Annotated in this window: 24 protein-coding genes; 4 read left to right on the top strand and 20 right to left on the bottom strand. The window is 40.7% G+C overall.

Features of this window, described 5'->3' with window-relative positions; genetic code table 11:
* Nucleotides 1-66: 66 nt before the first annotated feature.
* Complete coding sequence (gene tpx / locus QL229_RS09525; protein WP_135924225.1) at nucleotides 67-648, top strand: thiol peroxidase; 582 nt, start codon at nucleotides 67-69, stop codon at nucleotides 646-648.
* 76 nt (nucleotides 649-724) lie between these two features.
* Here the strand turns inward: tpx and adk are convergent, their stop codons facing one another.
* The 10 genes from adk to QL229_RS09475 form a co-directional block, all read right to left on the bottom strand.
* Nucleotides 725-1,369: an adenylate kinase gene (gene adk, locus QL229_RS09520; protein ID WP_036967590.1), complete on the bottom strand. Its 645-nt coding sequence runs from the start codon at nucleotides 1,367-1,369 to the stop codon at nucleotides 725-727.
* A gap of 180 nt (nucleotides 1,370-1,549) precedes the next feature.
* Entirely contained in the window at nucleotides 1,550-3,463 is a 1,914-nt protein-coding gene (htpG, locus tag QL229_RS09515; protein WP_199525745.1) for a molecular chaperone HtpG, read from the bottom strand.
* 160 nt (nucleotides 3,464-3,623) lie between these two features.
* Nucleotides 3,624-4,232: a recombination mediator RecR gene (gene recR / locus QL229_RS09510; RefSeq protein ID WP_054551546.1), complete on the bottom strand. Its 609-nt coding sequence runs from the start codon at nucleotides 4,230-4,232 to the stop codon at nucleotides 3,624-3,626.
* A 10-nt stretch (nucleotides 4,233-4,242) separates the two neighbouring features.
* On the bottom strand, nucleotides 4,243-4,569 hold the full coding sequence (locus tag QL229_RS09505; protein WP_036967566.1) for a YbaB/EbfC family nucleoid-associated protein: 327 nt from the start codon (nucleotides 4,567-4,569) through the stop codon (nucleotides 4,243-4,245).
* Between the two features lie 59 nt (nucleotides 4,570-4,628).
* Complete coding sequence (dnaX, locus tag QL229_RS09500) at nucleotides 4,629-7,088, bottom strand: DNA polymerase III subunit gamma/tau (protein ID WP_281546804.1); 2,460 nt, start codon at nucleotides 7,086-7,088, stop codon at nucleotides 4,629-4,631.
* A 3-nt stretch (nucleotides 7,089-7,091) separates the two neighbouring features.
* Complete coding sequence (gene apt, locus QL229_RS09495; RefSeq protein WP_135924222.1) at nucleotides 7,092-7,637, bottom strand: adenine phosphoribosyltransferase; 546 nt, start codon at nucleotides 7,635-7,637, stop codon at nucleotides 7,092-7,094.
* Between the two features lie 151 nt (nucleotides 7,638-7,788).
* Nucleotides 7,789-7,911: a hypothetical protein gene (locus QL229_RS09490; RefSeq protein ID WP_254907726.1), complete on the bottom strand. Its 123-nt coding sequence runs from the start codon at nucleotides 7,909-7,911 to the stop codon at nucleotides 7,789-7,791.
* 85 nt (nucleotides 7,912-7,996) lie between these two features.
* Nucleotides 7,997-8,755: a putative DNA-binding domain-containing protein gene (locus QL229_RS09485; protein ID WP_281546803.1), complete on the bottom strand. Its 759-nt coding sequence runs from the start codon at nucleotides 8,753-8,755 to the stop codon at nucleotides 7,997-7,999.
* Nucleotides 8,748-9,611: a DUF692 domain-containing protein gene (locus QL229_RS09480; protein WP_138557975.1), complete on the bottom strand. Its 864-nt coding sequence runs from the start codon at nucleotides 9,609-9,611 to the stop codon at nucleotides 8,748-8,750. The genes QL229_RS09485 and QL229_RS09480 overlap by 8 nt, the downstream gene beginning before the upstream one ends.
* Nucleotides 9,612-9,665: 54 nt before the next feature.
* Nucleotides 9,666-10,205 carry a hypothetical protein gene (locus tag QL229_RS09475; RefSeq protein ID WP_281546802.1) on the bottom strand — a complete coding sequence of 180 codons (540 nt, stop codon included), beginning with the start codon at nucleotides 10,203-10,205 and terminating at the stop codon, nucleotides 9,666-9,668.
* A gap of 170 nt (nucleotides 10,206-10,375) precedes the next feature.
* Between QL229_RS09475 and QL229_RS09470 the strand changes: the two genes are divergently transcribed.
* Nucleotides 10,376-11,353, top strand: coding sequence for a tRNA-dihydrouridine synthase (locus tag QL229_RS09470; protein ID WP_138557976.1), 978 nt, complete (start codon nucleotides 10,376-10,378; stop codon nucleotides 11,351-11,353).
* A 51-nt stretch (nucleotides 11,354-11,404) separates the two neighbouring features.
* Nucleotides 11,405-11,740, top strand: coding sequence for a TraR/DksA C4-type zinc finger protein (locus QL229_RS09465; RefSeq protein ID WP_135924218.1), 336 nt, complete (start codon nucleotides 11,405-11,407; stop codon nucleotides 11,738-11,740).
* Between the two features lie 14 nt (nucleotides 11,741-11,754).
* Here the strand turns inward: QL229_RS09465 and QL229_RS09460 are convergent, their stop codons facing one another.
* The 10 genes from QL229_RS09460 to pyrC form a co-directional block, all read right to left on the bottom strand.
* Nucleotides 11,755-12,762: a hypothetical protein gene (locus tag QL229_RS09460; RefSeq protein ID WP_138557977.1), complete on the bottom strand. Its 1,008-nt coding sequence runs from the start codon at nucleotides 12,760-12,762 to the stop codon at nucleotides 11,755-11,757.
* 56 nt (nucleotides 12,763-12,818) lie between these two features.
* Entirely contained in the window at nucleotides 12,819-14,078 is a 1,260-nt protein-coding gene (locus QL229_RS09455) for a tetratricopeptide repeat protein (RefSeq protein WP_138557978.1), read from the bottom strand.
* An 11-nt stretch (nucleotides 14,079-14,089) separates the two neighbouring features.
* Entirely contained in the window at nucleotides 14,090-14,707 is a 618-nt protein-coding gene (locus QL229_RS09450) for an energy transducer TonB (protein ID WP_135924215.1), read from the bottom strand.
* On the bottom strand, nucleotides 14,707-15,111 hold the full coding sequence (locus QL229_RS09445) for a biopolymer transporter ExbD (protein WP_054551557.1): 405 nt from the start codon (nucleotides 15,109-15,111) through the stop codon (nucleotides 14,707-14,709). Before QL229_RS09445 ends, QL229_RS09450 begins: the two co-directional genes overlap by 1 nt.
* Before the next feature lie 14 nt (nucleotides 15,112-15,125).
* Nucleotides 15,126-15,650 (bottom strand): MotA/TolQ/ExbB proton channel family protein, encoded by a 525-nt coding sequence (locus tag QL229_RS09440; protein ID WP_135924214.1) that lies wholly within the window; start codon nucleotides 15,648-15,650, stop codon nucleotides 15,126-15,128.
* On the bottom strand, nucleotides 15,650-17,014 hold the full coding sequence (locus QL229_RS09435) for a MotA/TolQ/ExbB proton channel family protein (RefSeq protein ID WP_135924213.1): 1,365 nt from the start codon (nucleotides 17,012-17,014) through the stop codon (nucleotides 15,650-15,652). Before QL229_RS09435 ends, QL229_RS09440 begins: the two co-directional genes overlap by 1 nt.
* Nucleotides 17,015-17,020: 6 nt before the next feature.
* Entirely contained in the window at nucleotides 17,021-17,791 is a 771-nt protein-coding gene (locus tag QL229_RS09430; RefSeq protein ID WP_135924212.1) for a DUF3450 domain-containing protein, read from the bottom strand.
* Nucleotides 17,792-18,265: 474 nt separating this feature from the next.
* On the bottom strand, nucleotides 18,266-18,880 hold the full coding sequence (locus QL229_RS09425; RefSeq protein WP_135924211.1) for a response regulator transcription factor: 615 nt from the start codon (nucleotides 18,878-18,880) through the stop codon (nucleotides 18,266-18,268).
* Nucleotides 18,881-19,370: 490 nt separating this feature from the next.
* Nucleotides 19,371-19,580: a cold-shock protein gene (locus tag QL229_RS09420; protein WP_036967526.1), complete on the bottom strand. Its 210-nt coding sequence runs from the start codon at nucleotides 19,578-19,580 to the stop codon at nucleotides 19,371-19,373.
* A 339-nt stretch (nucleotides 19,581-19,919) separates the two neighbouring features.
* Entirely contained in the window at nucleotides 19,920-20,966 is a 1,047-nt protein-coding gene (pyrC, locus tag QL229_RS09415) for a dihydroorotase (protein WP_135924210.1), read from the bottom strand.
* 190 nt (nucleotides 20,967-21,156) lie between these two features.
* Between pyrC and QL229_RS09410 the strand changes: the two genes are divergently transcribed.
* Complete coding sequence (locus tag QL229_RS09410) at nucleotides 21,157-23,529, top strand: EAL domain-containing protein (protein WP_135924209.1); 2,373 nt, start codon at nucleotides 21,157-21,159, stop codon at nucleotides 23,527-23,529.
* The last annotated feature ends 19 nt before the right edge of the window (nucleotides 23,530-23,548 follow it).

Genomic DNA, 23,548 nt, shown 5'->3' with positions numbered 1-23,548 from the left:
ACCTTGGAGCAATTAGATGAGTATAATACACTCAGCTAAAATGCGTTAATTTGAAGGAATTATATTATGTTACGCCCACTTATTTTTGCACTCAGTGCAGTTTGTACGTTTAGTTACGCAAATGACTTACCAGAAAATAGTCTTGATGCTGGTAAGGTATCAGCTCAGTCAAAGCCAGTCACCCTACTAGGACAAGGGGTTGAAGTCGGTCAAAAAGCACCTAATTTTAAAGTAGTAGATGATAGCTTTACACCTGTCACATTAGACAATTATCAAGGTCAAGCTGTTTTACTTAGCGTTGTACCAAGCTTGGATACGGGGGTGTGTAGCATTCAAACCAAACACTTTAATGAAAAAGTAGCTGCTGAGTACCCGAACATAGCTATGCTCACATTAAGTGCTGATTTACCGTTTGCACAAAAACGTTTCTGTAAAGCAGAAAATATCGACAAAGTCGTCACCTTATCTGATTCTGTATGGCGTGACTTTGGTAAGAACTACGGCTTAATTATCAAAGATATGGGCTTATTAACTCGTGCAGTATTTGTGCTCGATAAAGAACATAACATCGTTTACAAGCAACTAGTCGATAACCTCTCAAAAGAGCCTGATTACGACGGTGCTATTGCCGCATTGAAGAAACTGTAATATCAGAAGACAGTTAAACAGATACAAAAAAACCGCCCTGAGGCGGTTTTTTTTATTAATGAATCTAAAAGGTTAATTAACCTAATAGCTCACCAAGTTGTTGGCTAACAGCTTCAACAGCTTGGGTACCGTCTAGTTTATGGTACTGAGTGTTGCCTGCTTTTGCTTCAGCTTGGTAGTAATCAACTAATGGCTTAGTTTGGTCGTGGTAGATACCTAAACGCTTACGTACTGTTTCTTCAGTATCGTCATCACGAATGATTAGGTCTTCACCTGTGATGTCATCTTTACCATCAACTTTAGGTGGGTTATAAACTACGTGATAAACACGACCAGAGCCTGGGTGTACACGACGGCCGCCCATACGCTCAACGATAATTTCGTCAGCAACGTCAAATTCAATAACGTGATCAACCACCACACCATTCTCTTTCATTGCATCAGCTTGAGGAATAGTACGCGGGAAACCATCTAGTAAGAAACCTTTTTCGCAATCTGGTTTAGCGATACGCTCTTTAACTAGACCAATAATAATTTCATCAGATACTAATTGACCTGCATCCATTACTTTTTTAGCTTCAAGACCAAGTGGTGTACCTTCTTTGATTGCTGCACGCAGCATATCGCCCGTAGAAATTTGTGGAATACCGTATTTGTCCATCAAAAACTGAGCTTGAGTACCTTTACCTGCACCCGGCGCGCCCAAAAGAATAATGCGCATATCATTGTCCTCTGTGTGATACTAATCTTAAATTATGGTCGATCAGTGGAGTTTTGTTCTTAGAGCCTGAATTCTTCCACAACTGAGGCTATACCTCAAGTAACTTATACCAATTGCCTATATTAGCAGCAATAAAAAAGGGAGCACTGCTCCCTTTTCCAACTCATTGCGCTAAAACGCTTATTTGCTTAAATCTAGCATAAGCTTGTTCAAGCGAGTTACAAAGCCAGCAGGGTCTTTTAGAGTACCGCGCTCTGCTAATAATGCTTGGTCAAGCAGGACATGTGACCACTGGCTGAACTTGTCTTCATCTTGCTCAACGTTTAAGTGTTTAACAAGCTGATGCTCTGGGTTAAGCTCAAAAATAGGCTTTTGCTCAGGCACAGTTTGACCAACAGATTCCATTAACTTTTGCATTTGTGAACTCATATCGTGTTCATCGGCAACAACACATGCTGGAGAATCAGTTAGACGGTGCGTAAAGCGCACATCTTTCACGCTGTCGCCAAGTGCTGACTTAATACGTTCAACTAGACCAGCTACTTCTTTTTCTGACTCTTCTTGCGCTTTTTTGGTTTCTTCGTCATCCATGTTGCCTAAATCTAAGTCACCACGGGTAATTGACTGGAATGATTTTTCGTTGAACTCTGTTAAGTAGCTCATCATCCACTCATCAACACGGTCGCTTAATAGCAATACTTCAATGCCTTTCTTACGGAAGATTTCTAAGTGTGGTGAGTTTTTAGCTGCAGCAAATGAGTCAGCAACCACATAGTAGATCTTATCCTGCTCTGGCTTCATACGTTCGATGTATTGTTCAAGCGATACATTTTGCGTGCTTTCGTCAGTATGTGTAGAAGAGAAACGCAGTAGCTTAGCAATGGCTTCTTTATTTGCCATATCCTCAGCTGGACCTTCTTTTAACACCTGGCCAAACTCGTTCCAGAACGTTTGGTAATCTTCTTCACGGTTTTTCGCCATACGCTCAAGCATTTTAAGTACGCGTGATGTACAACCTTTACGGATCGCTTGCGTTACTTTGTTATCTTGTAAAATTTCACGCGACACGTTAAGTGGTAAGTCGTTTGAGTCAAGTAGACCTTTCACAAAACGTAAGTAACTTGGCATAAACTGCTCTGCGTCATCCATGATGAAAACGCGTTGCACATACAGTTTTAAACCAGTTTGACGGTCACGATTCCATAAATCGAATGGTGCTTTTTTCGGGATGTATAACAAGCTTGTGTATTCAGTTTTACCTTCAACCTTGTTGTGAGCCCAGCTTAGTGGCTCTTCCCAGTCATGACCAATGTGCTTATAAAACTCTTTGTACTCTTCATCTGTTACTTCTGACTTATCGCGAGTCCAAAGTGCAGTTGCGCGGTTAATACCTTCCCACTCTCCCGGCTGAGCTGGGATTTTCTCACCATCAGGGCCTTCAGATTCAGGTACTTCTGCTTTATACATTTCAACTGGAATAGAAATATGGTCTGAGTATTTAGTTACGATGCTACGTAAACGGTACTCATCAGCAAATTCTTTCTCATCTTCACGTAAGTGTAGAATGATTTCGGTACCGCGTGTTGGCTTGTCAATCTCTTGTAATGTGTACTCGCCCTCACCTGCAGATTGCCATTCAATACCTTGGCTTTCACCTGCTTTACGAGTACGCACGGTTACTTTATCTGCAACGATAAATGCAGAGTAAAAACCAACACCAAATTGACCAATCAATTGTGAATCTTTGCTTTGGTCGCCTGTTAGGTTTTGGAAAAATTCTGCGGTGCCTGATTTTGCAATGGTGCCCAGTGAATTGATCACATCTTCACGGCTCATACCAATACCGTTATCAGTAATGGTTACCGTGTTTGCTTCTTTATCGGCACTGATACGTACTTTTAGATCTGCATCGTTTTCGTATAAATCGCCATTAGAAAGCGCTAGGAAACGTAATTTATCTGCCGCATCTGACGCGTTTGATACCAGCTCACGTAGGAATATCTCTTTATTAGAATAAAGAGAATGAATCATCAGGTTTAATAGTTGTTTGACTTCTGTTTGAAAGCCTAATGTTTCTTTTTGTGCTGCAGTCATTGTGTAAATCTCCAATTAACAAAGTGTCTAATCTGCACTATGACTCATATATGGGGCAGGCTTTTGGAACTTCAAGGCAAAAAATTAAATTAGCGGGTAAATTCGGGGGCTAACTACAAAAAAGCCTGCATAAAGCAGGCTTTTAATACCATATCAGGTATTAGTTTTGATTTACGGCGCGTCGTCCGCTAAATGCGTGCATCAGCGTCATACCATCGAGTAAGTCAAGCTCACCACCAACAGGGACACCGTGCGCAATACGAGATGCGCCTACCTGATACTTATGACAAAGCTCAGCAATGTAGTGAGCAGTGGTTTCACCTTCAACACTTGGATTGGTTGCGAGGATCACCTCATTAATACCGCCTTGTTGCAACTTGCTTTCAAGGATATCAAGGCCAATTTCTTTTGGTCCTATACCATCAATTGGCGACAAGTGACCCATTAAAACAAAGTAAAGCCCTTGATATTGACCGGTTTGCTCAATAGCGAGTACGTCGGTTGGTGATTCAACCACACACAGTAAACCACTATCTTGGCGTTTAACACTTGAACAAATATCGCACACAGCTTGCTCTGTGAAAGTGCGACAAGATTGACAATGCCCTACTTCATCCATTGCTTTGGTTAATGCATGGCCAAGTTGCTTACCACCTTGACGGTCACGCTCAAGCAAATGAAAAGCGATACGCTGTGCCGACTTTGGGCCTATGCCCGGCTGGCATCTTAGCGCTTCAATTAGTTGTGTTAAACTAGGAGATAGTTGCATACAAGATCACTTAGAATGGCATTTTCATACCTGGTGGTAATTGCATACCGCCAGTTACTTTACTCATGCGCTCTTGTGTTTCTTCTGCAACACGACGTACTGCATCGTTACACGCTGCCGCTAGTAAATCTTCGATCATGTCTTTGTCGTCTTCCATTAGGCTTTCATCTAATTCAACACGACGTACATTGTGGTTACCAAGCATAGTTACTTTAACTAGGCCTGCACCTGCTTCACCTACAACTTCAAGGTTTGCGATTTCTTCTTGGGCTTTTTGCATACGCTCTTGCATTTGCTGCGCTTGCTTCATCATGTTACCCATTCCACCTTTAAACATATCTGTCTCTCTTTCTAAACTACTTTAATTGGCATGAAGATAAGGGCTATTGCAACTAATTACAATGCCTGAATACTGTTTTCATCGATTATAGCGCTAAATAACTGTTGAAATTGCACTATATTTTCATCGCTATTTATTACATCAATCGCTTGTTGATGACGACCCGCATCAATTTTTTGTTGAATCAAATACGGTGAATCAATTACGCCATCAGCAAACTCGATACTAAGCTCTACATTATGACCATAAATTTCACTTAATGCAGCATTGAGCTTTTGTCTAAGCACTGCACTGTCTAAATGGCGCTGTGATGAGTCAACTTCAATGTGTAACTGATTATTCTGCTTGGTAAAGATCGAATGCAGCGCAAATTGGCGCATGCGGCCACCAAGTCCCATACGCTTTATTAAATACGCCCACTCGTCTTGTTCGTGTGCAAATTTAATACTGCTGATCGGGCTTTCAAAATCATCTGGAACCGGAATACTGGCTTCTTCAGCTACTGGCTCTGGCGCTTTTTGCGGGTTAATTTGCTCAAGCAATTCAGGCGCTAGGTTTTCAGTGATTGTTTGATGCTTTTCTCGAAAATCGACTTTTTTTACTTTATTACTGCTCTCCCCCGTCTGCTGGGGGATGGGCTTTTTTACTTCAGCAGCCATTGCTTGCTGCTGAGGCTGAGTATTGGTCGTGGCTGTGCTTTGTTGCGCTGGCGGTTCTAATGTTGGCTTAGCTTCAGGCTGTTGTTCTGCTTTAACATTCGTTTGCGTTGCCGCACCACTTAAGCGACCAGCACCTGAGATATTGCGGTCTTGTAAAATACGAGCAATGGCCGATTGCGCCTGACTTTGCTGTTGTTGCAATTGTGCGGGTGCAGTTTGCTGTTGCTGAGGCGCAGGTGCTTCATTTGCGCTAAAGCCCTGATCATAAGCGCTATTCATCACATCATCATATTGCGCAGCAAGTGATGAATCCATTTGTGCATCGTACTCATCCATATAGTCTTGCGAAGAATAGTCAGATGTAGAGTACTCTGGTGAAGAATAATCAGCTGCTGGAATGTGCTCTGAGCTATTCTGCTGTTGTGGCGCTGGTTTGACTTCAGTTTCAGCTGGCTGAGCGGATTGCTGAGGCTGTTGATTAGCATTAGGCTGCTCTACTGCTGTTGCTTCAACTTGCTGGGCAGGCTCATGGCTATGTGCTGTTTCTGCTTTGGCTGCTTGAATAGGCTCGGCTTCAACAGGTTCAGCTTGTGTTGGCTGAGGCTCTAAAGGCACAGAAGTTGTATGCTCTGAACTTTGTGCTACTGATGCTTGCTCTGAAGCTGCTTGCTCACGTTGCGCCGTTGATTTTTTTAAAATATCACGTAGTGCACCGGCACCACTTGGTTTAACCTGCTGCTGGGTATTCGTGGGTGTTTGGCTTTGTGCAAATTGCGTTGGTTGAAATGCGAGCAGTCGCAACATGATCATTTCAAAACCAAGTTTAGCATCGGGTGCCCATTGCAAATCCTTTTTACCATTTAATAACAACTGGTAATACACCTGCATTTGCTGTGCATCAGTTGTTTGTGCCACCTGCTCAATAAATTCACGGTTAGTCTCATCAAGTGCCGCAGCACTAGGCACGAGCTGCACAAGCTGAATAAGGTGCGTCAGGGCAATTAAATCGTCGAGCAAGGCTACAAAGTTAGGGTTTCGGCTAACCACTGCTTTTACTTCTTGAAGTAATGCATCGCCATCTTGGCACAGTAACGCTGCTAACATGGTTTGGCTATATTGGGTATCCATTAAGCCAAGCATAGTTTGCACTGCTTGATGATTAATATTGCCATTGGTTTGCGCAATTGCTTGGTCTGTAAGACTCAGTGCGTCACGCATACTACCATCAGCTGCTTTCGCTAAAATTGACAGCGATTTATCATCAAAACTTAGCTGTTCTTGATTAAGAACATGGGCAAGCTGATCATGAATTTCTGATTGCGACAAAGCATTTAAATTAAACTGTAAGCAACGCGATAAAATCGTCACGGGCAGTTTTTGCGGATCGGTTGTCGCTAATAAAAACTTCACATGCTCTGGTGGCTCTTCCAATGTTTTTAGTAATGCATTGAAACTATGCTTTGACAGCATGTGAACTTCGTCGATTAGGTATACCTTGTAACGACCACGTGTTGGCGCGTATTGAACGTTATCAAGGATTTCGCGGGTATCTTCTACTTTGGTACGTGATGCCGCATCGATTTCTAACAAATCAATATAACGACCAGCTTCAATGTCAGTACAGCTTGAACATTGGCCGCACGGCTCAGCAGAGATACCCTTATCGCAGTTGAGGCTTTTTGCGAATATTCGTGCGATGGTTGTTTTACCCACCCCACGAGTTCCAGTAAAGAGATAGGCATGATGGAGTCTATTTTGTGTTAATGCATTAACCAATGCCTGTTTAACATGAGACTGCCCCACTAACTCGTGAAAGGTTTGTGGTCGCCATTTCCTTGCTAGAACCTGATAACTCATTAATTATTCGCCTTCGAATTCAACCAACTTTAATATTTTGATGCCCATATCAGCAACACGTTGTTCACCACCAAGCTCAGGTAAAGATACAACAAATGCGGCATCCGTTGCATTACCACCCAGTTTTGCAACTAATTTTGCTGTTGCTTCAATTGTGCCACCTGTGGCAAGTAAGTCATCTACTAATAACACTTTATCACCAGAAACGATAGCGTCTGTATGAAGTTCAAGCGTATCTTCACCATATTCTAATTGGTAGTTTTGTGAAATCACTTCGCGAGGAAGTTTGCCTGGTTTACGAACTGGAATAAATGGAATACCAAGAGCATAAGAAAGTGGCGCACCAAAAATAAAACCTCGAGATTCAGTACCAATGATTTTAGTAAAACCTTGGTCTTTATATGCCGCAATAAAGCTGTCTATCGTTGCTTTAAATGCCTCAGCGTTAGCCATTAAAGTTGTTACATCGCGGAACATAATGCCCGGCTTTGGGTAATCAGCGATCGTTGCAATGCTCTGTTTGATGAGCGTTGAAGTTGCTTGAGTCATAATTATACTGCTCAAAAAGTTTATCTAACAAAGCTCGAGAGTATAACATCACCTTAGTGGAAAGTCGGTAGCAAGTTTCGAAATTAATCACCTAACTACAACAAAAAAGGCTGCATGGTGCAGCCTAGTGTCTTAAATTTGCTTACGCAGATTAAGATAAAGATGTGATCCAACCCAGAATAGCGTTAAGACAGCCAATGCCACCGAATACAGCTAAAAACGCAATGAAATAAGTTGCATTGAACGGATCTTTAAAGTCTTTATCATTCGACATAGTTACTACCTTTATTTAAGCACGACAAAATAAGGCGGACATAATAGTCGAACTGTCCTCATCAATAAAGGGGTTTAGCCGATTTTTAAACCAATGTATTAGTAACTACGATACCACGCTCTGCCATGGCACTTAAGGTATTGAGCGCTCCCTGATAAAGCTGCTCTTGGCTAAATTGAGGAGCATGCTCTGCAACTACTTGGCATACATCATTTAAGTTTATACCTGGCTGAGATTCAATAATATTAAGTAGTAATGCGGTCATCGCATTTGTTGATAAAAACTGCACTTCGTCATCGCCATCCCGATATACCACAAAATAGCTTGCCTCAGCTGCGGGCTCACTCGGCTGGTTATCGACACTGATGGTATGAACTGGGAAGCTATAACTCAAATTACGAGCCAGTGAACTTAAATATAATGGGGAACTTGTCACTTGATGAGCCGATAAGCCAACTTCATTTGCAAGTTTTTTAGCAACCGACACATCGAGCTCAACCCACTCATAATGAGCCAGTTCTAACATGAACGCAGGATCATTACTTTGCATTTCATAGTCATTAGCAAGAAAGGCCAAAAACTCCCCTGCTATATCTAAAAAATAAGGAGATTTACAGTTGTGCTGACTGAAAAATTGCCTAACGAGTCTGTGCCAAGCTTGCTCTGAATATAAACTTTTAAGTACTGGATATGCAGAGCTGACAAAACCATCCACATTATTAAAAAATAAATCGCGATAAATCGCCATGCGACGCTCTTCAACATCACTAGGCTTAGCATTATTCTCAGGGTCGCGAATATGCGCCATAAACGCTTGTTGTACTTGCGTAAAATGATTATGCACTGTGTTTCACCGTTACTTGGTTTTGCTTATTGGCTGCGTGCTGCAGGGCTTCAATAGTTTTCAGCTCAGCTAATAACTCAGCCATAGGTGGAATATTAAAGTCACGCTCTAACAAAGTAGGAAAAACTCCATGTACTGCGTAGGCTTTTTCAAGCAATTGCCAAACAGGATCGATAACTGGCGCACCATGGGTATCAACGAGTAAATCTTCAGCCTCAGTGTAATGGCCCGCAACATGACCATAAGCGATACGTTTAGTTGGTAATGCTGCTAAGAATTGCTCAGCATCATAACCATGATTAATAGAGTTTACATAGATATTGTTTACATCAAGCAATAGTTGGCAATCAGCTTCCTCTAAAACTGCATTAGTAAACTCTAGTTCAGTCATTTGCTGCCCAGGGGCACCATAGTAAGATACATTTTCAATAGCAATTGGCTGTTCAAGAATATCTTGTACTTGTCTGATCCGCGAGGAGACATGCTTAATTGCATCTTCAGTAAACGGAATAGGCATCAAATCGTACATGTGCCCTTCGCCCGAACAGTAGCTTAAATGCTCACTAAACAAACGAATATTATGCTCTTTAAAGAAGGCTTTAAGTGATTTCACAAAGTCAATATCAAGCGCTGCAGGTGAGCCGATCGATAACGATAAACCATGACAAACAAAGGCATGCTGCTCGGTAAGCTGGTTAAATTGTTTACCAAAACGCCCTCCAAGCTTTAGCCAGTTTTCTGGTGCAACTTCTAAAAACTCAATGGGTTTAGGAACATCGATGAGCATTTCATCAAGCATTTCCCGGCGTAAACCTAAGCCAATTTGCCCAAAATCAGCTACTGATTCTTTTAACATACTACCTCCTACTAAAAAGGGCCATTACGGCCCTTTCAAAAGCTAAATGAGCGCTTAGTGGTTAGAGCCACATTTACCTTCGCCACACTTACCTTCTTTAGCTGCTTTTTTGTCTGCACCACATTTACCTTCGCCGCACTTACCTTCTTTAGCTGCTTTTTTATCTGCGCCACATTTACCTTCGCCGCATTTACCTTCTTTAGCTGCTTTTTTGTCGCCGCCGCATTTACCTTCGCCGCACTTTCCTTCTTTAGCTGCTTTTTTATCTGCGCCACATTTACCTTCGCCGCACTTACCTTCTTTAGCTGCTTTTTTGTCGCCGCCGCATTTACCTTCGCCACACTTACCTTCTTTAGCTGCTTTTTTGTCGCCGCCGCATTTACCTTCGCCGCACTTACCTTCTTTTTCAGCTTTTTTATCGCCACCGCACTTACCTTCGCCACATTTACCTTCAGCAGCATCTAGCTGATAACCAGCTTGCATTTGCTGAAATTCAAATGGGTTAGCGTTAGCATCAGTGGCTGCAAAACTTGACGCACCAACCACAACCGCACCTAATGTTAATGCAATTGAATTTTTCTTAACTGTGTTCATTATCGACTCTCTTTTTTATAAAGGGTTATTAAACAAGACCTGCGAACTGAAAATTACTTTCAAAATTACTAAATTATTTTCTGAAACCGATGATAAAGCAAATTACGATTTATCAAATATAGAATAGCAGGTAGAATACGCGTCCAATTTTTATTTAGTATACAGGTATCATGCGACTAGTTTTAGCACCAATGGAGGGAGTTGTCGATTTCAAAATGAGACAGCTACTCACTGATTTAGGTGGATTTGATTTATGCGTTACAGAGTTTGTTCGTGTCGTTGAAGACACACTACCCGAACGTGTATTTCATCGTTATTGCCCTGAATTAAAAGCCGGTGGTTATACCCGTGCTGGAACACCAGTGCGGATTCAATTACTAGGCCAAGTTCCTAATGCATTGGCTGAAAATGCAGTCAAGGCAATACGCTTAGGATCTCATGGTATCGACTTAAATTTTGGCTGCCCAGCAAAAACTGTTAATAAAAGTAAAGGTGGTGCTGTACTTTTGAAAGATCCTGAGCACATGTACGAAATAATCAAAGCCGTACGTGATGCAGTTGATCCACGTCATGAGGTCAGTGCAAAAATCAGACTAGGGTTTGATGACGATAGCAACAGCCAAGAAATTGTTGATGCTGTTGTCAGTGCGGGTGCATCAAGTCTTGCTATTCATGCAAGAACGAAAAGAGATGGATATAATCCACCGGCATATTGGGAAAAGATCCCTCCGTTAATCAAAAATAAAAACATTGCTGTGGTTGCTAATGGTGAAATTTGGCAAGTTGAAGATGCATTGCTGTGTCAAAAACGCAGTCATTGCCAAGACTTAATGCTTGGTCGTGGTGCTCTAGCAATGCCTGATTTAGCAAAGCAAATAAAAGCACATGTCGAAAATGAGCAGTACACTCCGATGCTTTGGGAGCATGTGATTTACCATATTATTCACTCTTCTATGCATCAAGATGAAAGCAAGTGTGAGAAATATTTTGCTTCTCGAACCAAGCAGTGGCTTGGATACCTAAAACGCCAGTACCCACAGGCCAACGCACTTTTTGATGAGATTAGGCGTTTAAAAGCCAAAAATGAAGTTGCAGACGTACTTAGAAAGTATGCCAAAGCGCCGAGTATTGATGCAAATCATAACTAGCTAACTTGTTTTGTTTGATAATGTCAGTATTGCCCACTTGGAATAAACGCGATGAACAATACTGAAATTCAAACAAAGTTATCTGCAGAACTTGCGCAGGTTAGACAACGTTTACTCGATATGCTAACTAATTCTGATCAAGGCTATCACCAACAATTGCTTTCGCAGTTAAGCGAAACCCCTCCTGCAGATTGGCTAGAATTAACCTCAAATAAGCTGGGTCCTGAATATCAAATTTTAATTTCTAGACTCGAAAAGCTAGAGGCGGCGTTATGCCAAATAGACATTGGGCAATATGGCTATTGTTGTGATTGCGAAGAAAAAATTGATGATGAACGCTTATTAGCAGACCCTGCTAGCCAACGCTGTAGAAGCTGCGCTCCTTAGAGCGCAGCAAGGTATTATGAAGAAAATATAAAGCTCGTTGCAGGATAAAGTATAATATCTTCGATAAGCCAATCAGCTTCTTGTTTCGTCACCCCCAAACGCTTTATTAGATTTACTCGCGCTTGCTGTTCACTCCAAGTGTGATAATGAATACCAAGATCTGTTTCCATCATCACTAACCAAAAATACTGCTCGCCCGCTGATAACTCGCGCTTACTTTGTAAAGGGTCTCGATATTCTAGCTGCCAGTCAAGACCCGCTATATTCTCATCTTGACTAAAAAACTGCATCACTAGAGGAGTACTGTGTGACGTCGGTAAATGAAACGCCACATTGTGTATCGCTATTTGCTTTAATTGAGACTGAATATTGCTCAGCCACGTCAGAGGAGGTTGCGTTTTCGCTCCAAAGTAATTCAACTTGCTCTGGTACCAATCTTTACCATTTGCAAGCCCCACTAAACCTAACTTGCTACGTGGTGTGTATTGAGATAAATATTGTTCAAGCTTTGAAAGTGCTGAGTGTACCACTTCATCATCATTATTATTTAGGTGGTTTTGCACCATTGAATGTAACAACTTAAGCTCAATTTTATTTAGTTTTAAACTACTTTCCTCTGCTTGCATTAATTGTGTTTGTACTAATTCCAACCACGTAGCTAATTTTTGAGCAGAATAATCTTTTTTATTAATAGCACGACTAACAACATCGCGCTGCTCTGGCCAAACAAAATAGCGTTCTGGATAACGCTCAGCGATGATCAGGTAATTTAATTGCGCCTGTTGCGATTCATCTAGCGCGATACTTTTCAAGCCTTGATAATTGAGGTGACGAGCTTGTAAATACTCGTTCGAAAAAGGCCAACTTGTTACCGAATCTGAGCTTGATTGATTAGATAGTAAGTTATTTATGTTACTGAGTGCTTGCTGGCCTTCATCAAAGTGATTGAAACGAGGAGGTTGCTCTGAGCAAGCTGTTATCATCACACTTGCGACAAGTAAAAATACGATCTGTCTTAGCATTATAAAATTCCATAAAAAAAGCCCCAGAGGGGCTTTTTAATTTAAAACAACATCATTTAGATTTTCACGCCATTACGGTTCGCTTTATCTTTGATGAAGGTTGACCAGCTCTTCGCGAATTTACGCGTACGCGGATCGTCCATTGCTTTAGTGATAGCGTTATAAGCTTGCTTGTACTTCTCTTGGTAGTAATAAGCTTCAGCTAGGTCAGAGTAGATAGTTCCTTTTTTATCAGAACCTAACTCTAATGCCTTGTTCAAACGAACAACGGCTGCACTATAGTTTTGCGATTGTAAAAGTAATGAACCTGCTTTGCGGTAAAGCTCTGCATCGTCATCAAATTTAGCCGCTTCTTCATAGTATTTAGCTGCTTTCTCAATATCTTTTGAGCGGTGGTAGTTAGATGCCACTGCACTGATATTTTGCTTATTACGCTTAACTTTATTTTCGTTAATTGCCTTTTCAAGCACAACTGCTGCTTTGTAAGGAATATCGTTTAACGAATAGAAGTTAGAAAGTACTTTGTATTCAACTTCATTTTCAAAATAGCCATTTTTATAGGCAACTTCCATGGTCGCAAGACCTTTCTTGAAGTCTTCGGTTTGTAGGTAATATTTACCTAAACCAACCCAGGCTTTTTTGTCTTCAGGCCAAACACGAACAATCTCTTCAGCTACTTCTACCATGTTTTTGTACTGTTTAAGTTCAAAATAGGCAGCAAGCTTTAATTGGTAAGAGGCTTTAGCAGGCTCTTTTGCCAATTCGATTGCTTTGTTTGCAGCAGGAAGTACGTCTTTATAAAGTTTTAACTCGTAGTTTGCTTGTGCAATACGTGTATAAACTTTGTCGTCTTCCTCACCTGTGAAGTCCATCCAAGCTGCATAAGCTTCTTTTGCTTTTGCATATTGCTCTGTACCTGCGTACATGTCACCTAATAGTTTTAGGCCTTGCTCTTGGTCAGCAAAGTTTAAAACATCAGGTTTAACAGCTGCTTGAATGTGCTTGATAGCTAACTGGTACTGCTCTTTTTGAGCGTACATTTGACCTAAATAACGGTCAACAGTTGCTCTGTCGAAGTCATCCGATGCATCAATTTCTTTAAGCAATGCAATGGCTTCGTCAAGCTTTTCTTCATTGTACAAGTCAAACGCTTTAATTACTTTCTTACCAACGCGCTCACCCATAACTTTAGTTTTTGCTTTTTTACGCGCTTCAATTTTCGCGTAGTCTGGCGCCGCTAAAGCAGGTGCAGTGAATACCACACCCGAAAGTGACATAAGAAGCGCAAGAGCAGTTACTTTAGATAAATTTCTCATTACTCGCCTCCTTAGTTGCCTTGATTAAGTTTAAAGTCTAGTTGTACTTGAAGACCAAATTGCTTTTGTGGCTTACCATCAATAACTTTTGGACGGTATTTCCACTTAGATAACGCTCGCTTAGCTTCGCGGTCGAAGATACGTTTAGGATCTGCATCGATCACTTCGATATCTTCTACACCACCTACTTCGTTGATAGTGAATGAAAGTTGAACCCAACCTTCTTTACCATCACGCGCTGCTTGCGTTGGGTATTTTGGTTCAATACGAACGATAGGTGTAGCATCACCATCACGTCCAAATGCACCAGGACCACTTAGGCCACCAGCTGTGCTTCCCACATCGATGCTTGGCATATTAAATGACAAACCACCAGTATTTGGGTTGCTGTTTTCCGGCTGAGGCGGCTGCGGTTTAGGCGGCTGCTTTGGCGGTGGCGGAGGCGGAGGCGGAACACGCTTCCTCTCCTGCACCTTAGATTCAGGCGGATTCGTCATAATTTCGACTACAATCTGTTCTTTTTGTTCAGTCGCACGATCAGCTCCACCGGAGATGAGGTACGCCATGAAGTAGAACAAGCCGAAAGTAACTGCCCCACCTGCAATCAGTGAAAACAGAAAACGAATCATTACTGATCTCCAGCTATTGAAATTTTAAGGTTATCACCCGTCGCTTTGATCTGGTCCATAACTTTAACTACTACGCCGTGTTTTGCTTCTTTATCAGCTTGCAAAATTACAACTTCAGTAGGTTGTTCTGCTAATAAACTTTCAAGTTTAGCTGATACACGCTCAACGTCTACTTGTTGTTTATCAATCCAGATTGCACCGTCAGCACGGATAGCAACAAAAATGTTTGCATTTTTTTGCTTCGTAGCTGCAGCTGCTTTAGGTTTATTGACTTCGATACCAGCCTCTTTAACGAACGATGTAGTTACGATAAAGAAAATAAGCATGATAAATACGATGTCAAGCATTGGCGTCATGTCAACCGCTGCTTCTTCTTCTTCACGAAAACGTTGTTTACGTGCCATATTTAATTCTCTCTCTAGTGATGAGGCATGCTATCTACAAGTTTAGCTTTCGCCATTCTCGCTCTTGCCTCAAGGCGTGAGCTAAAGAATACTCCAGATAGTGCCGCAACCATTCCAGCCATTGTTGGGATTGTTGCCATTGAAATACCTGATGCCATTAAACGTGCGTTACCAGTACCTTGAGTAGCCATGGTTTCGAAAACCGCGATCATACCCGTTACAGTACCTAGTAAGCCGATTAAAGGACAAACAGCTACTAATGTCTTAATCAACAACATACGCTGATCTAATTTTTCAGACGCTTCAGAAATCCATGCTTCACGGATTCTGTGTGCGTACCAAGACGTAGTGTCTTGGCGGGCATCCCACTGAGCTACGATATCCTTCGTCATACGAGGAAACTCAGCTAGTAGGAACCAATAGCGCTCAATCATTAAAACCCACATAAGAAAGAGTGCTATCGCGACCACGTATAAAACCTGGCCGCCTGTGCCAACAAAATCCCTGATAGATTCCCAGATCTCCATCAGGACTAGCATTAGGCTTTCTCCTTCTCCGCGTGAGCAGCGATAATACCAGCGCTTTGCTCATCAAGGACATGTAAAACCGACTTACTACGACCCGCAACAATTGAGTGAAGTAGGATAAGTGGTAGAGCTGCAATTAGACCTAGCGCAGTAGTAACAAGTGCTAGAGAGATGTTACCAGCCATGATCTTCGGATCACCTGTACCGAACAATGTGATTGTTTGGAACGTTAGGATCATACCGATAACCGTACCTAGTAGACCTAGTAATGGAGCGATTGCTGCCAAGATCTTGATGATGTTGATACCAGCTTCGATGCGAGGCGTTTCACGTAGAATTGCTTCGTCAAGTTTAAGCTCAAGGTTTTCAACGTCTTGATTCTTGTTGTCAGCGTAAACCTTAAGAATACGACCCAGTGGGTTGTTTGTATTCGGAGTAGAAAGGTTTTTAAGCTGGCTCTTAATCTTAGTGCTAGTAAGCGCAAGATCAATGAAACGAACGATGAAGATAAGTAGACCAACAACAAGTAATACTGTGATGATGTAACCTACTTCAGCACCTTGCTCGTAGTATTCCATTAACGATTTCTTCTGCGTGTTGATACGTAAGATCGCGCCGCGAGTCGGGTCGATGTATACGCCAGCATAGTTATCTGCAGAAGTTTTTTCTAAATCGCTGATACCAGCTAGGATGTAGCTATCAGGTTGCTTACCTAGAGGTTGGATCGCTTTAGTTTCTGGAGAGTAGATTAAGTAACCTTCGTCAGTAACTAAGTTGAAGTTACCAATACGCGTTACTTTCTTCATTGAAGATGAACCGTCAAGACCTGCAACTTCAGTTTCGAAAGTTGAAACTTTAGCTGATTCAGTCATTTCAGTTTGAAGAGAAATCCAAAGTTCTTCAAGTTCACGTACAGTTGGAAGCTCTTTCGCAGCAGCTAGTGAGCGAAGTACTTCAGCACGTCCTGGTTTTTCAGCAGAAACAAGTGATGCTTCGATTGAACCGATTGCATCAGCAGCTGCACGACGTACAACACCGAACATCTCACCTAACGTACCTTGAGCATTTAAAAGAGCTTGCTCTTTCTCAGCTAAAGTATTTTCGTTTTGTGCGTATTCTTTAGATAAACGGTCACCACGTGCTTTTTCAGCAGCTAGATCGCTTTTTGCTTTGTTAAGTAACGCTTGCTTGTCAGCGCGAGCTGAAAGGAACTCTTGTTCACGTTGCTTGTTTAATTTACCTTCAGAAATACGTTCTTGCTTAACTTGCTCAAGAATTTTGTCTAAAGCATCAGTGTTTGCGTGTGCATTAAGCGCGGTACCTGCAGAAACAGATAGTACTGCTGCAACAGCAAAACCTTTAAATAGTTTCTTCATTATTGATTACTCCGCGCCAAAGATTGGTAGTTTAACAAGTTCTAATGTCGCTTGTTTACGCGCCATACGGATAACTTCTTTAACAGGTTTTAGGTATTCTTCACCTAATTCTTTCCACTGTTTAGTGTTGTTATCCCACACCCACGCGTGCTTAAGGTCAAAAGACTGTGCTACGTAAGTGATACGACCTAAACGACCGAAGTCTACGTTGATGTTTTTGCCATCAACTTCAAGCGTACCTTGTGAAGCTGTAACAGCTGAGCTGTATGCAGTTTCAACAGTGTAAGCTTCAAGAACTTGGCGGAATTTTTCAGATGTAGTAACTGAAGCTGATGCCATGATGTCACGTAGTCTTTCAACACGTGCTAGGCGGTTTTCAAGATTGAACGGAACGTCCGCTTTGATGAATTGCTCAAGCGTATCGATCATGCGATACATCAAAGGCACAACGTTTTGTTTCGTGTTATCGATTGTTGCGATTTGACGGTCAAACGATTCGATAGACGCGTTTTGGTCAGCGACCAAACGTGCTACGTGATCATTATACACCTTCATTAGCTCAGTTTCGTCAACAACGCTACGGTACTCAGCGATTAGCTCCTGAGTTTGACCATATACATTGTCAATTTTAGTTTGAGACTTAACAGCAGCCTTTTGAATTTGTTGACCTGCATCTTGCACATCTTTCAAAGGATCTGCAATCACATTGCTGCTTGCAAATGCAAAAGCGCCAACCAACGCTGATGCTACAAGACTCTTTCTGATTTTAACAGACATAGTTCCCAACCAATTAAGTAATGTTACTTTTATAATTTAATTACCTTCCGAAGAAGACAACCCTGATATCTTTTAATAGATATCAACCCTCCAATAATGCTAAATGCATCAGAGTCTGTCAACTTGATGTTCGGCTTTCGTCCGAAAAATTTGGTAACTCGTCGTTGATAGGAAAATAGCTCGAACAATCAATTAACAAAAATATAACAGACCCATCAAGGGGAAGGTTCTAAAGCCCTTTACTAGCAAACACCACGTTCATGTTGGGCTCAACCTTAAACATAAATGTAACATTTAATAAAACCAGAAAAGGCATAAGAAAATTTAAAAAAAAATTCTATTTAGTGATCTAAAAAATCTAATTTGCAGAATTTTTATGCACTCATCAGTAGGTAATGTTTAGTAAATGCACAATTGCCTTACTAAACACAAGGATGAGCGAGAATTTATCTCTCACCGCTAAGGGTGAGAGTCTCAAAATATGGCGCGGTCTTTAACAAGCTTTGCTAAAGAGATAATTGAATCAACCTCAAGCTTTTCAAAGATTTTTGTCTTGTACGTACTTACTGTTTTGTTACTAATAAACAGCTTTTCACCGATATCTTTGTTTGAGAGGCCCTGTAGCAAGTAATTCATCACTGCAAGCTCTCGCTCTGTCAGTAATTCATCAATATCTTTTTCAGATGCTATTAAATGCTCTTGAGGAAAGAAGGTATAACCCCTTAAAATCATCTCTACTGCAGATGAAATATCCTCTAAGCTTTCAGCCTTGTTAACAAAACCTTGCGCGCCTAATTTAGCCGCTGTTCGAATAATGTGTTTATCTTGCTTTGCTGATAAAAATAGCACTTTACCAGAGAAGCCACTGCTAACTGCGCGTTTGTATAAACTAAAGCCATCTGAATCTTCTAATTCGATATCTAAAATAGCTAGCGCGACATTATTACTTTTTAAAAACTGTAATGCTTCCTTTTGACTCGCAACAGCTTTTACTTCATTAACCAGAGTTGACTTTGATAGTACCATCTTGATTGCTGTTGCAACCATTGGGTGGTCGTCTACCAAAAGTATATTGTTTCCTATGCTCATCGATTAGCGAACCTTCATTATATTTCATCAAACAAGTATAAGTTACTCAGAATTTATTCCACTTGTGAATACTTTAAGTTTAGCGGGTAATTTTGAGATTGTTGAAAATATCTCAAACATTATAAAAAAGAGGTAACTTAACCTGTTGATCAAAACTACTAGCCAATACAACAGTCAATGTTGCATTGAGTAAATCCCGTCTATGAAGCATATAATACTTTAGTTATGGAGAGTAGCTTTTAGAGGATTGTTATCGAACTTTTAGCTTAATGTCTGACTAAAAAAACCCGAGACAATGCCTTTGGGGGATTAATAATTCGGTACAGACTACCAAGTATGAGGTACAAAGGAATTATTTATATAGAAGTAGTAAAAAATGGTTTAGGAGAAAGCGTAGTATGAATGAGGTAGAGAAAGTTGATAAGAGATATAAATGAATTTTGGTGAAACAGAAACTGTTTCACCAAAATACTTAGTTTCGCATAACGAATTATGCTACTTCTACGTTCTCAGCTTCAGGGCCTTTTTGACCTTGTTTGATGCCGAAAGATACTTGTTGGCCTTCGCTTAAAGTGCGGAAGCCTGTACCTGTGATAGCACTGAAGTGTACAAATACGTCAGGACCATTTTCTTGTTCAATAAAACCGAAGCCTTTTGCTTCGTTGAAGAACTTAACTTTACCAGTAACCGTGTTTGACATACCAAATTTTCCTGTAAGTCAATTATTAAAATTCAGCCATAATGGCTCTATCCTCCCTGAGTGAATGCCCAAAAACTAGGGGGTAAAGTACAGGAAGAACCAATAACCAACCGGTAACCGAACAAGCCGCACATTATCCGTAAATTCTATACGCAAAAACTCAAAGCAATTTAAGACTAACACATTAAATAGCTTTTAGCTCTATTAATCGAAAATTATTTTGAGGTCAACGGCTAAACTTTTAAATATGACAGGCATATTTCTAAACAATTAAAAAATAATAAAAAAGCCCAACGTAATGTTGGGCTTCTGAATAATATTAGCTAACAGTAAGCTCGCTTACTTAACTTGCCAATCCATGTTAGCTTCAGCTTTGATCGGCACTACCTCAGAGTCTCCTAGTTTGTAACTTGCAGGAACAGTCCAGCTTTCTCTTACCAGTGTGATCGTGTCTTTATTACGCTCTAAACCGTAGAAGTCAGGGCCAAAATGGCTCGCAAAACCTTCCAGCTTATCTAATGCTCCCGCCTCTTCAAATGCTTCAGCATATAATTCAATCGCTGCATGTGCTGTGTAAGCACCTGCACAGCCACACGCTGCTTCTTTTTTATCTTTATAATGAGGCGCAGAATCTGTGCCTAAGAAAAACTTTTTGCTACCGCTTGTCGCTGCAGCAATCAATGCTTGCTGATGAATATTACGTTTTAAAATTGGTAAACAATAATAATGTGGACGAATACCGCCCGCTAGCATGTGGTTACGGTTATAAAGTAAGTGGTGAGCTGTGATTGTCGCCGCTACATTATCAGGTGCGTTATTAACAAACTCTACGGCATCTTTAGTCGTAATATGCTCAAGTACTATTTTAAGTTTAGGGAAGTCAGTTACTACATCGGCTAAAATTGTATCGAGGAAAACTTTTTCACGGTCAAAGATATCAATTGATGAATCTGTCACTTCACCATGCACTAGCAGCAACATCCCTACTTCTTGCATTGCCTCAAGTACTGGGTAAATATTTTTGATTGATGTGACACCTGAGTCTGAATTAGTTGTTGCACCCGCAGGGTATAATTTTGCCGCAACAATTTTACCCGTTGCTTTTGCTTTTTTGATTTCTTCTGGTGAGGTTTTGTCCGTTAAATAAAGCACCATCAAAGGCTCAAAATCACCCTGAGGGCCTGCGGCTTTAATTCGCTCATAATATGATAAAGCACTGTCAGTGCATGTGGCCGGTGGAACAAGGTTTGGCATAATAATCGCGCGCCCCATATAGCGGCTTGCATCACGTACAGTATCGGTTAGCTGATCACCGTCACGTAAATGAATATGCCAATCGTCTGGGCGGGTAATTGTTAGTGTTTCAATCTTATTTATATCTGACATTGCTGGTTTCCACGGCTAAAGTTAGAGGGGTAGCGCAAACTTTATACAAATAACGAAGTTATTTTTTGAAGTTTGTGTTCAGATGCCTAGTTTACACCAGTTGCTGTTTTTTTTGAAAATAACTTTGTAGATAGTTTGATAGTAGGTTAACGTAATAAGTTAATAAAACATTTGGGTTACTTTTCTTTCTATGTCTAAGAATTTAGATACAGCGTTTGCACTTGAGGTCAAAACTGACCAACTCCATATTATTAATCAATTCTCTTCATCGCTAATGCAATTAGATACTGTTGAAGAATTATTAGAGTATGTGACTTCGCAAGTAGTAAGCAGGCTTGGATTTATAGAATGTGTCATATTTTTAGTCGATGATGAGTCTCGTACATTAAGAGAAGTTGCGTCTATGGGAACCACTCTCGCAGACGATACATACCATATTGTGCGCACCGAAATTAGTTTTGAGCAAGGTATTACTGGGTATGTCGCTTCAACCGGTAAACCGTTAATGATTGGTGATGTAACAAAAGACGAACGCTATATTGCCGATGCCCGCCCTGCACTTTCTGAACTCTGTGTTCCTTTAGTATATAAAGAAAAGGTATTAGGTGTTATTGATTGCGAGCACCCGCAAAAAAACTATTTTAATGACGCCCATTTAGAAATTTTATCTACAGTCGCACATTTACTCAGTGCAAAGTTAAATCAAGTCAGAACTGTAGAAAACCTTCAGCAAACAGTAAAACAATTGAACGATGCTCAAAAGTTGGAAAATTGCATGTTGCAAATCGCCAACCTTACTTATCAGTCAAGTGAACTCGATAGCTTTTTTGAGTCTTTACATAGCATTATCACCTCGTTACTCAGAGCAGATAACTTTTTCATTGGGCTATATGATAAACAAAGTGATGTTTTAGATTTAGTTTATATTATCGAAGAAGGTGTCCGTTCTAATGCACATACTAAAATTTCTAAAGAACTCTTAAAAGATACGGCCTCTTACTACCTTTTAAAAATCGATAAATCACTGTTGTTTAATAAAGAGGCGTTTCAACAACATATTGATGCGGGTCATTTTAAAATGGTTGGTCGACAAGCAGAGTCTTGGCTTGGTGTGCCATTTAAAGTAAATGATCGAATAAGTGGAGTCATTGCAGTTCAAAGTTACAGTAAACACTACCACTATAATGAACATGACCGTGCTTTACTTACTTATGTCAGCCGCCAAATCAGTATGGCAATCGACAGGCAGTTATCACGTCAGGAGCTAGAACATCGTGCATTACATGACGAACTTACCGGACTGGCAAATAGATCGCTCCTCATCGAACGAATAAAACATGGTATTTTGCGCTTAGCACGCGCAAATAAAGGCACACACCATGCTCTACTCTATTTAGACTTTGATCGTTTTAAGAGCATCAATGACTCACTCGGCCATGAAGTGGGAGATCATTTTTTAGTAAAAATCTGCGAGCTCATACAAGGTACGATCCGAAATACAGATACATTTGCTAGATTAGGTGGAGATGAATTTGCCATTTTCATGGAAAACATTACAGATAAACAACAAGTTCAAGATGCTCTTGAGCGTATTAAGGCAGCTTTAGCAAAACCACTGAATATTGATGGCCATTTATTACAAGCATCAACCAGTATTGGCGTAGCATTCTGTGAAAGCACAAATGACAAGGCTTATAAACTTTTGCAACATGCCGATGCAGCTATGTATGAAGCCAAGTCATCAGGCCGTGGGCAAGTTAAGTTATTTAACAATACCATGCGCAAAAAGTTAAAAAATCATGCCGACATTGAAAATGACTTACAACATGGCATTGAGCACAATGAGTTTGAGCTTTATTACCAGCCCATATTCACAATTCAAGATACACAGGTTGTTGGTTTTGAGGCACTTGTTCGCTGGCATCATCCAACCAAAGGTTTTGTCTCTCCTGCCGACTTTATTCCTGTTGCTGAAGATACTGGTCAAATAATCAATCTAGATTTACATCTTCTAGATTTAGCTGCGCAACAAATAGCCAATTGGACAAAACAAGGCCTATCATTTGGTAGAGTCACTGTTAATGTTTCCTCACGACACTTTGCAAGTTTAGACTTTGTTTCGCAAATACACGCATTATACGCAAAGCATCAATTACCTTTAGGCTCGCTTTGCATTGAGATCACAGAATCTGGCTTGATTGGAAATTTAGAGCTTGCGACTAAAATTATTGAGGGATTATCGCCACTAGAAGTTAAATTATGTCTAGATGACTTTGGCACTGGTTATTCTGCACTTGGGTATTTGCATCAACTACCAATCCACATTTTAAAAATAGATAAAAGCTTCATTGATCACTTAAGTAAAGGACAAAACCCATTAGTAGATGCGATTTTATCCTTAGCACAATCTCTACAATTAGATGTTGTAGCCGAGGGTATTGAAACGAATCAGCAACTTGCTATTTTAAAACAAACTCAGTGTAAGTTTGGCCAAGGTTTTCTCAAGGCCCGCCCTATGCCGGTCAGTGAAGCAGAAAACATTATACGTAACGGTCTTCACTAAGAGTATGAAAATGAAAGCC

Source organism: Pseudoalteromonas sp. PAR1, assembly GCF_947311895.1.
Taxonomy (GTDB): Bacteria; Pseudomonadota; Gammaproteobacteria; order Enterobacterales; family Alteromonadaceae; genus Pseudoalteromonas; species Pseudoalteromonas lipolytica_C.
The sequence above is the reverse complement of the archived record's forward strand: the minus strand, read 5'-3'. Positions and strand labels throughout refer to the sequence as shown.

What these genes read in the sequence shown, in the direction of transcription:
- tpx (WP_135924225.1), top strand. Translation starts at nt 67, where the DNA reads ATGTTACGCCCACTTATTTTTGCACTCAGTGCAGTTTGTACGTTTAGT.
- adk (WP_036967590.1), bottom strand. Translation starts at nt 1,369, where the DNA reads ATGCGCATTATTCTTTTGGGCGCGCCGGGTGCAGGTAAAGGTACTCAA.
- htpG (WP_199525745.1), bottom strand. Translation starts at nt 3,463, where the DNA reads ATGACTGCAGCACAAAAAGAAACATTAGGCTTTCAAACAGAAGTCAAA.
- recR (WP_054551546.1), bottom strand. Translation starts at nt 4,232, where the DNA reads ATGCAACTATCTCCTAGTTTAACACAACTAATTGAAGCGCTAAGATGC.
- QL229_RS09505 (WP_036967566.1), bottom strand. Translation starts at nt 4,569, where the DNA reads ATGTTTAAAGGTGGAATGGGTAACATGATGAAGCAAGCGCAGCAAATG.
- dnaX (WP_281546804.1), bottom strand. Translation starts at nt 7,088, where the DNA reads ATGAGTTATCAGGTTCTAGCAAGGAAATGGCGACCACAAACCTTTCAC.
- apt (WP_135924222.1), bottom strand. Translation starts at nt 7,637, where the DNA reads ATGACTCAAGCAACTTCAACGCTCATCAAACAGAGCATTGCAACGATC.
- QL229_RS09490 (WP_254907726.1), bottom strand. Translation starts at nt 7,911, where the DNA reads ATGTCGAATGATAAAGACTTTAAAGATCCGTTCAATGCAACTTATTTC.
- QL229_RS09480 (WP_138557975.1), bottom strand. Translation starts at nt 9,611, where the DNA reads ATGTTAAAAGAATCAGTAGCTGATTTTGGGCAAATTGGCTTAGGTTTA.
- QL229_RS09475 (WP_281546802.1), bottom strand. Translation starts at nt 10,205, where the DNA reads ATGAACACAGTTAAGAAAAATTCAATTGCATTAACATTAGGTGCGGTT.
- QL229_RS09470 (WP_138557976.1), top strand. Translation starts at nt 10,376, where the DNA reads ATGCGACTAGTTTTAGCACCAATGGAGGGAGTTGTCGATTTCAAAATG.
- QL229_RS09465 (WP_135924218.1), top strand. Translation starts at nt 11,405, where the DNA reads ATGAACAATACTGAAATTCAAACAAAGTTATCTGCAGAACTTGCGCAG.
- QL229_RS09460 (WP_138557977.1), bottom strand. Translation starts at nt 12,762, where the DNA reads ATGCTAAGACAGATCGTATTTTTACTTGTCGCAAGTGTGATGATAACA.
- QL229_RS09455 (WP_138557978.1), bottom strand. Translation starts at nt 14,078, where the DNA reads ATGAGAAATTTATCTAAAGTAACTGCTCTTGCGCTTCTTATGTCACTT.
- QL229_RS09450 (WP_135924215.1), bottom strand. Translation starts at nt 14,707, where the DNA reads ATGATTCGTTTTCTGTTTTCACTGATTGCAGGTGGGGCAGTTACTTTC.
- QL229_RS09445 (WP_054551557.1), bottom strand. Translation starts at nt 15,111, where the DNA reads ATGGCACGTAAACAACGTTTTCGTGAAGAAGAAGAAGCAGCGGTTGAC.
- QL229_RS09440 (WP_135924214.1), bottom strand. Translation starts at nt 15,650, where the DNA reads ATGCTAGTCCTGATGGAGATCTGGGAATCTATCAGGGATTTTGTTGGC.
- QL229_RS09435 (WP_135924213.1), bottom strand. Translation starts at nt 17,014, where the DNA reads ATGAAGAAACTATTTAAAGGTTTTGCTGTTGCAGCAGTACTATCTGTT.
- QL229_RS09430 (WP_135924212.1), bottom strand. Translation starts at nt 17,791, where the DNA reads ATGTCTGTTAAAATCAGAAAGAGTCTTGTAGCATCAGCGTTGGTTGGC.
- QL229_RS09425 (WP_135924211.1), bottom strand. Translation starts at nt 18,880, where the DNA reads ATGAGCATAGGAAACAATATACTTTTGGTAGACGACCACCCAATGGTT.
- QL229_RS09420 (WP_036967526.1), bottom strand. Translation starts at nt 19,580, where the DNA reads ATGTCAAACACGGTTACTGGTAAAGTTAAGTTCTTCAACGAAGCAAAA.
- pyrC (WP_135924210.1), bottom strand. Translation starts at nt 20,966, where the DNA reads ATGTCAGATATAAATAAGATTGAAACACTAACAATTACCCGCCCAGAC.
- QL229_RS09410 (WP_135924209.1), top strand. Translation starts at nt 21,157, where the DNA reads ATGTCTAAGAATTTAGATACAGCGTTTGCACTTGAGGTCAAAACTGAC.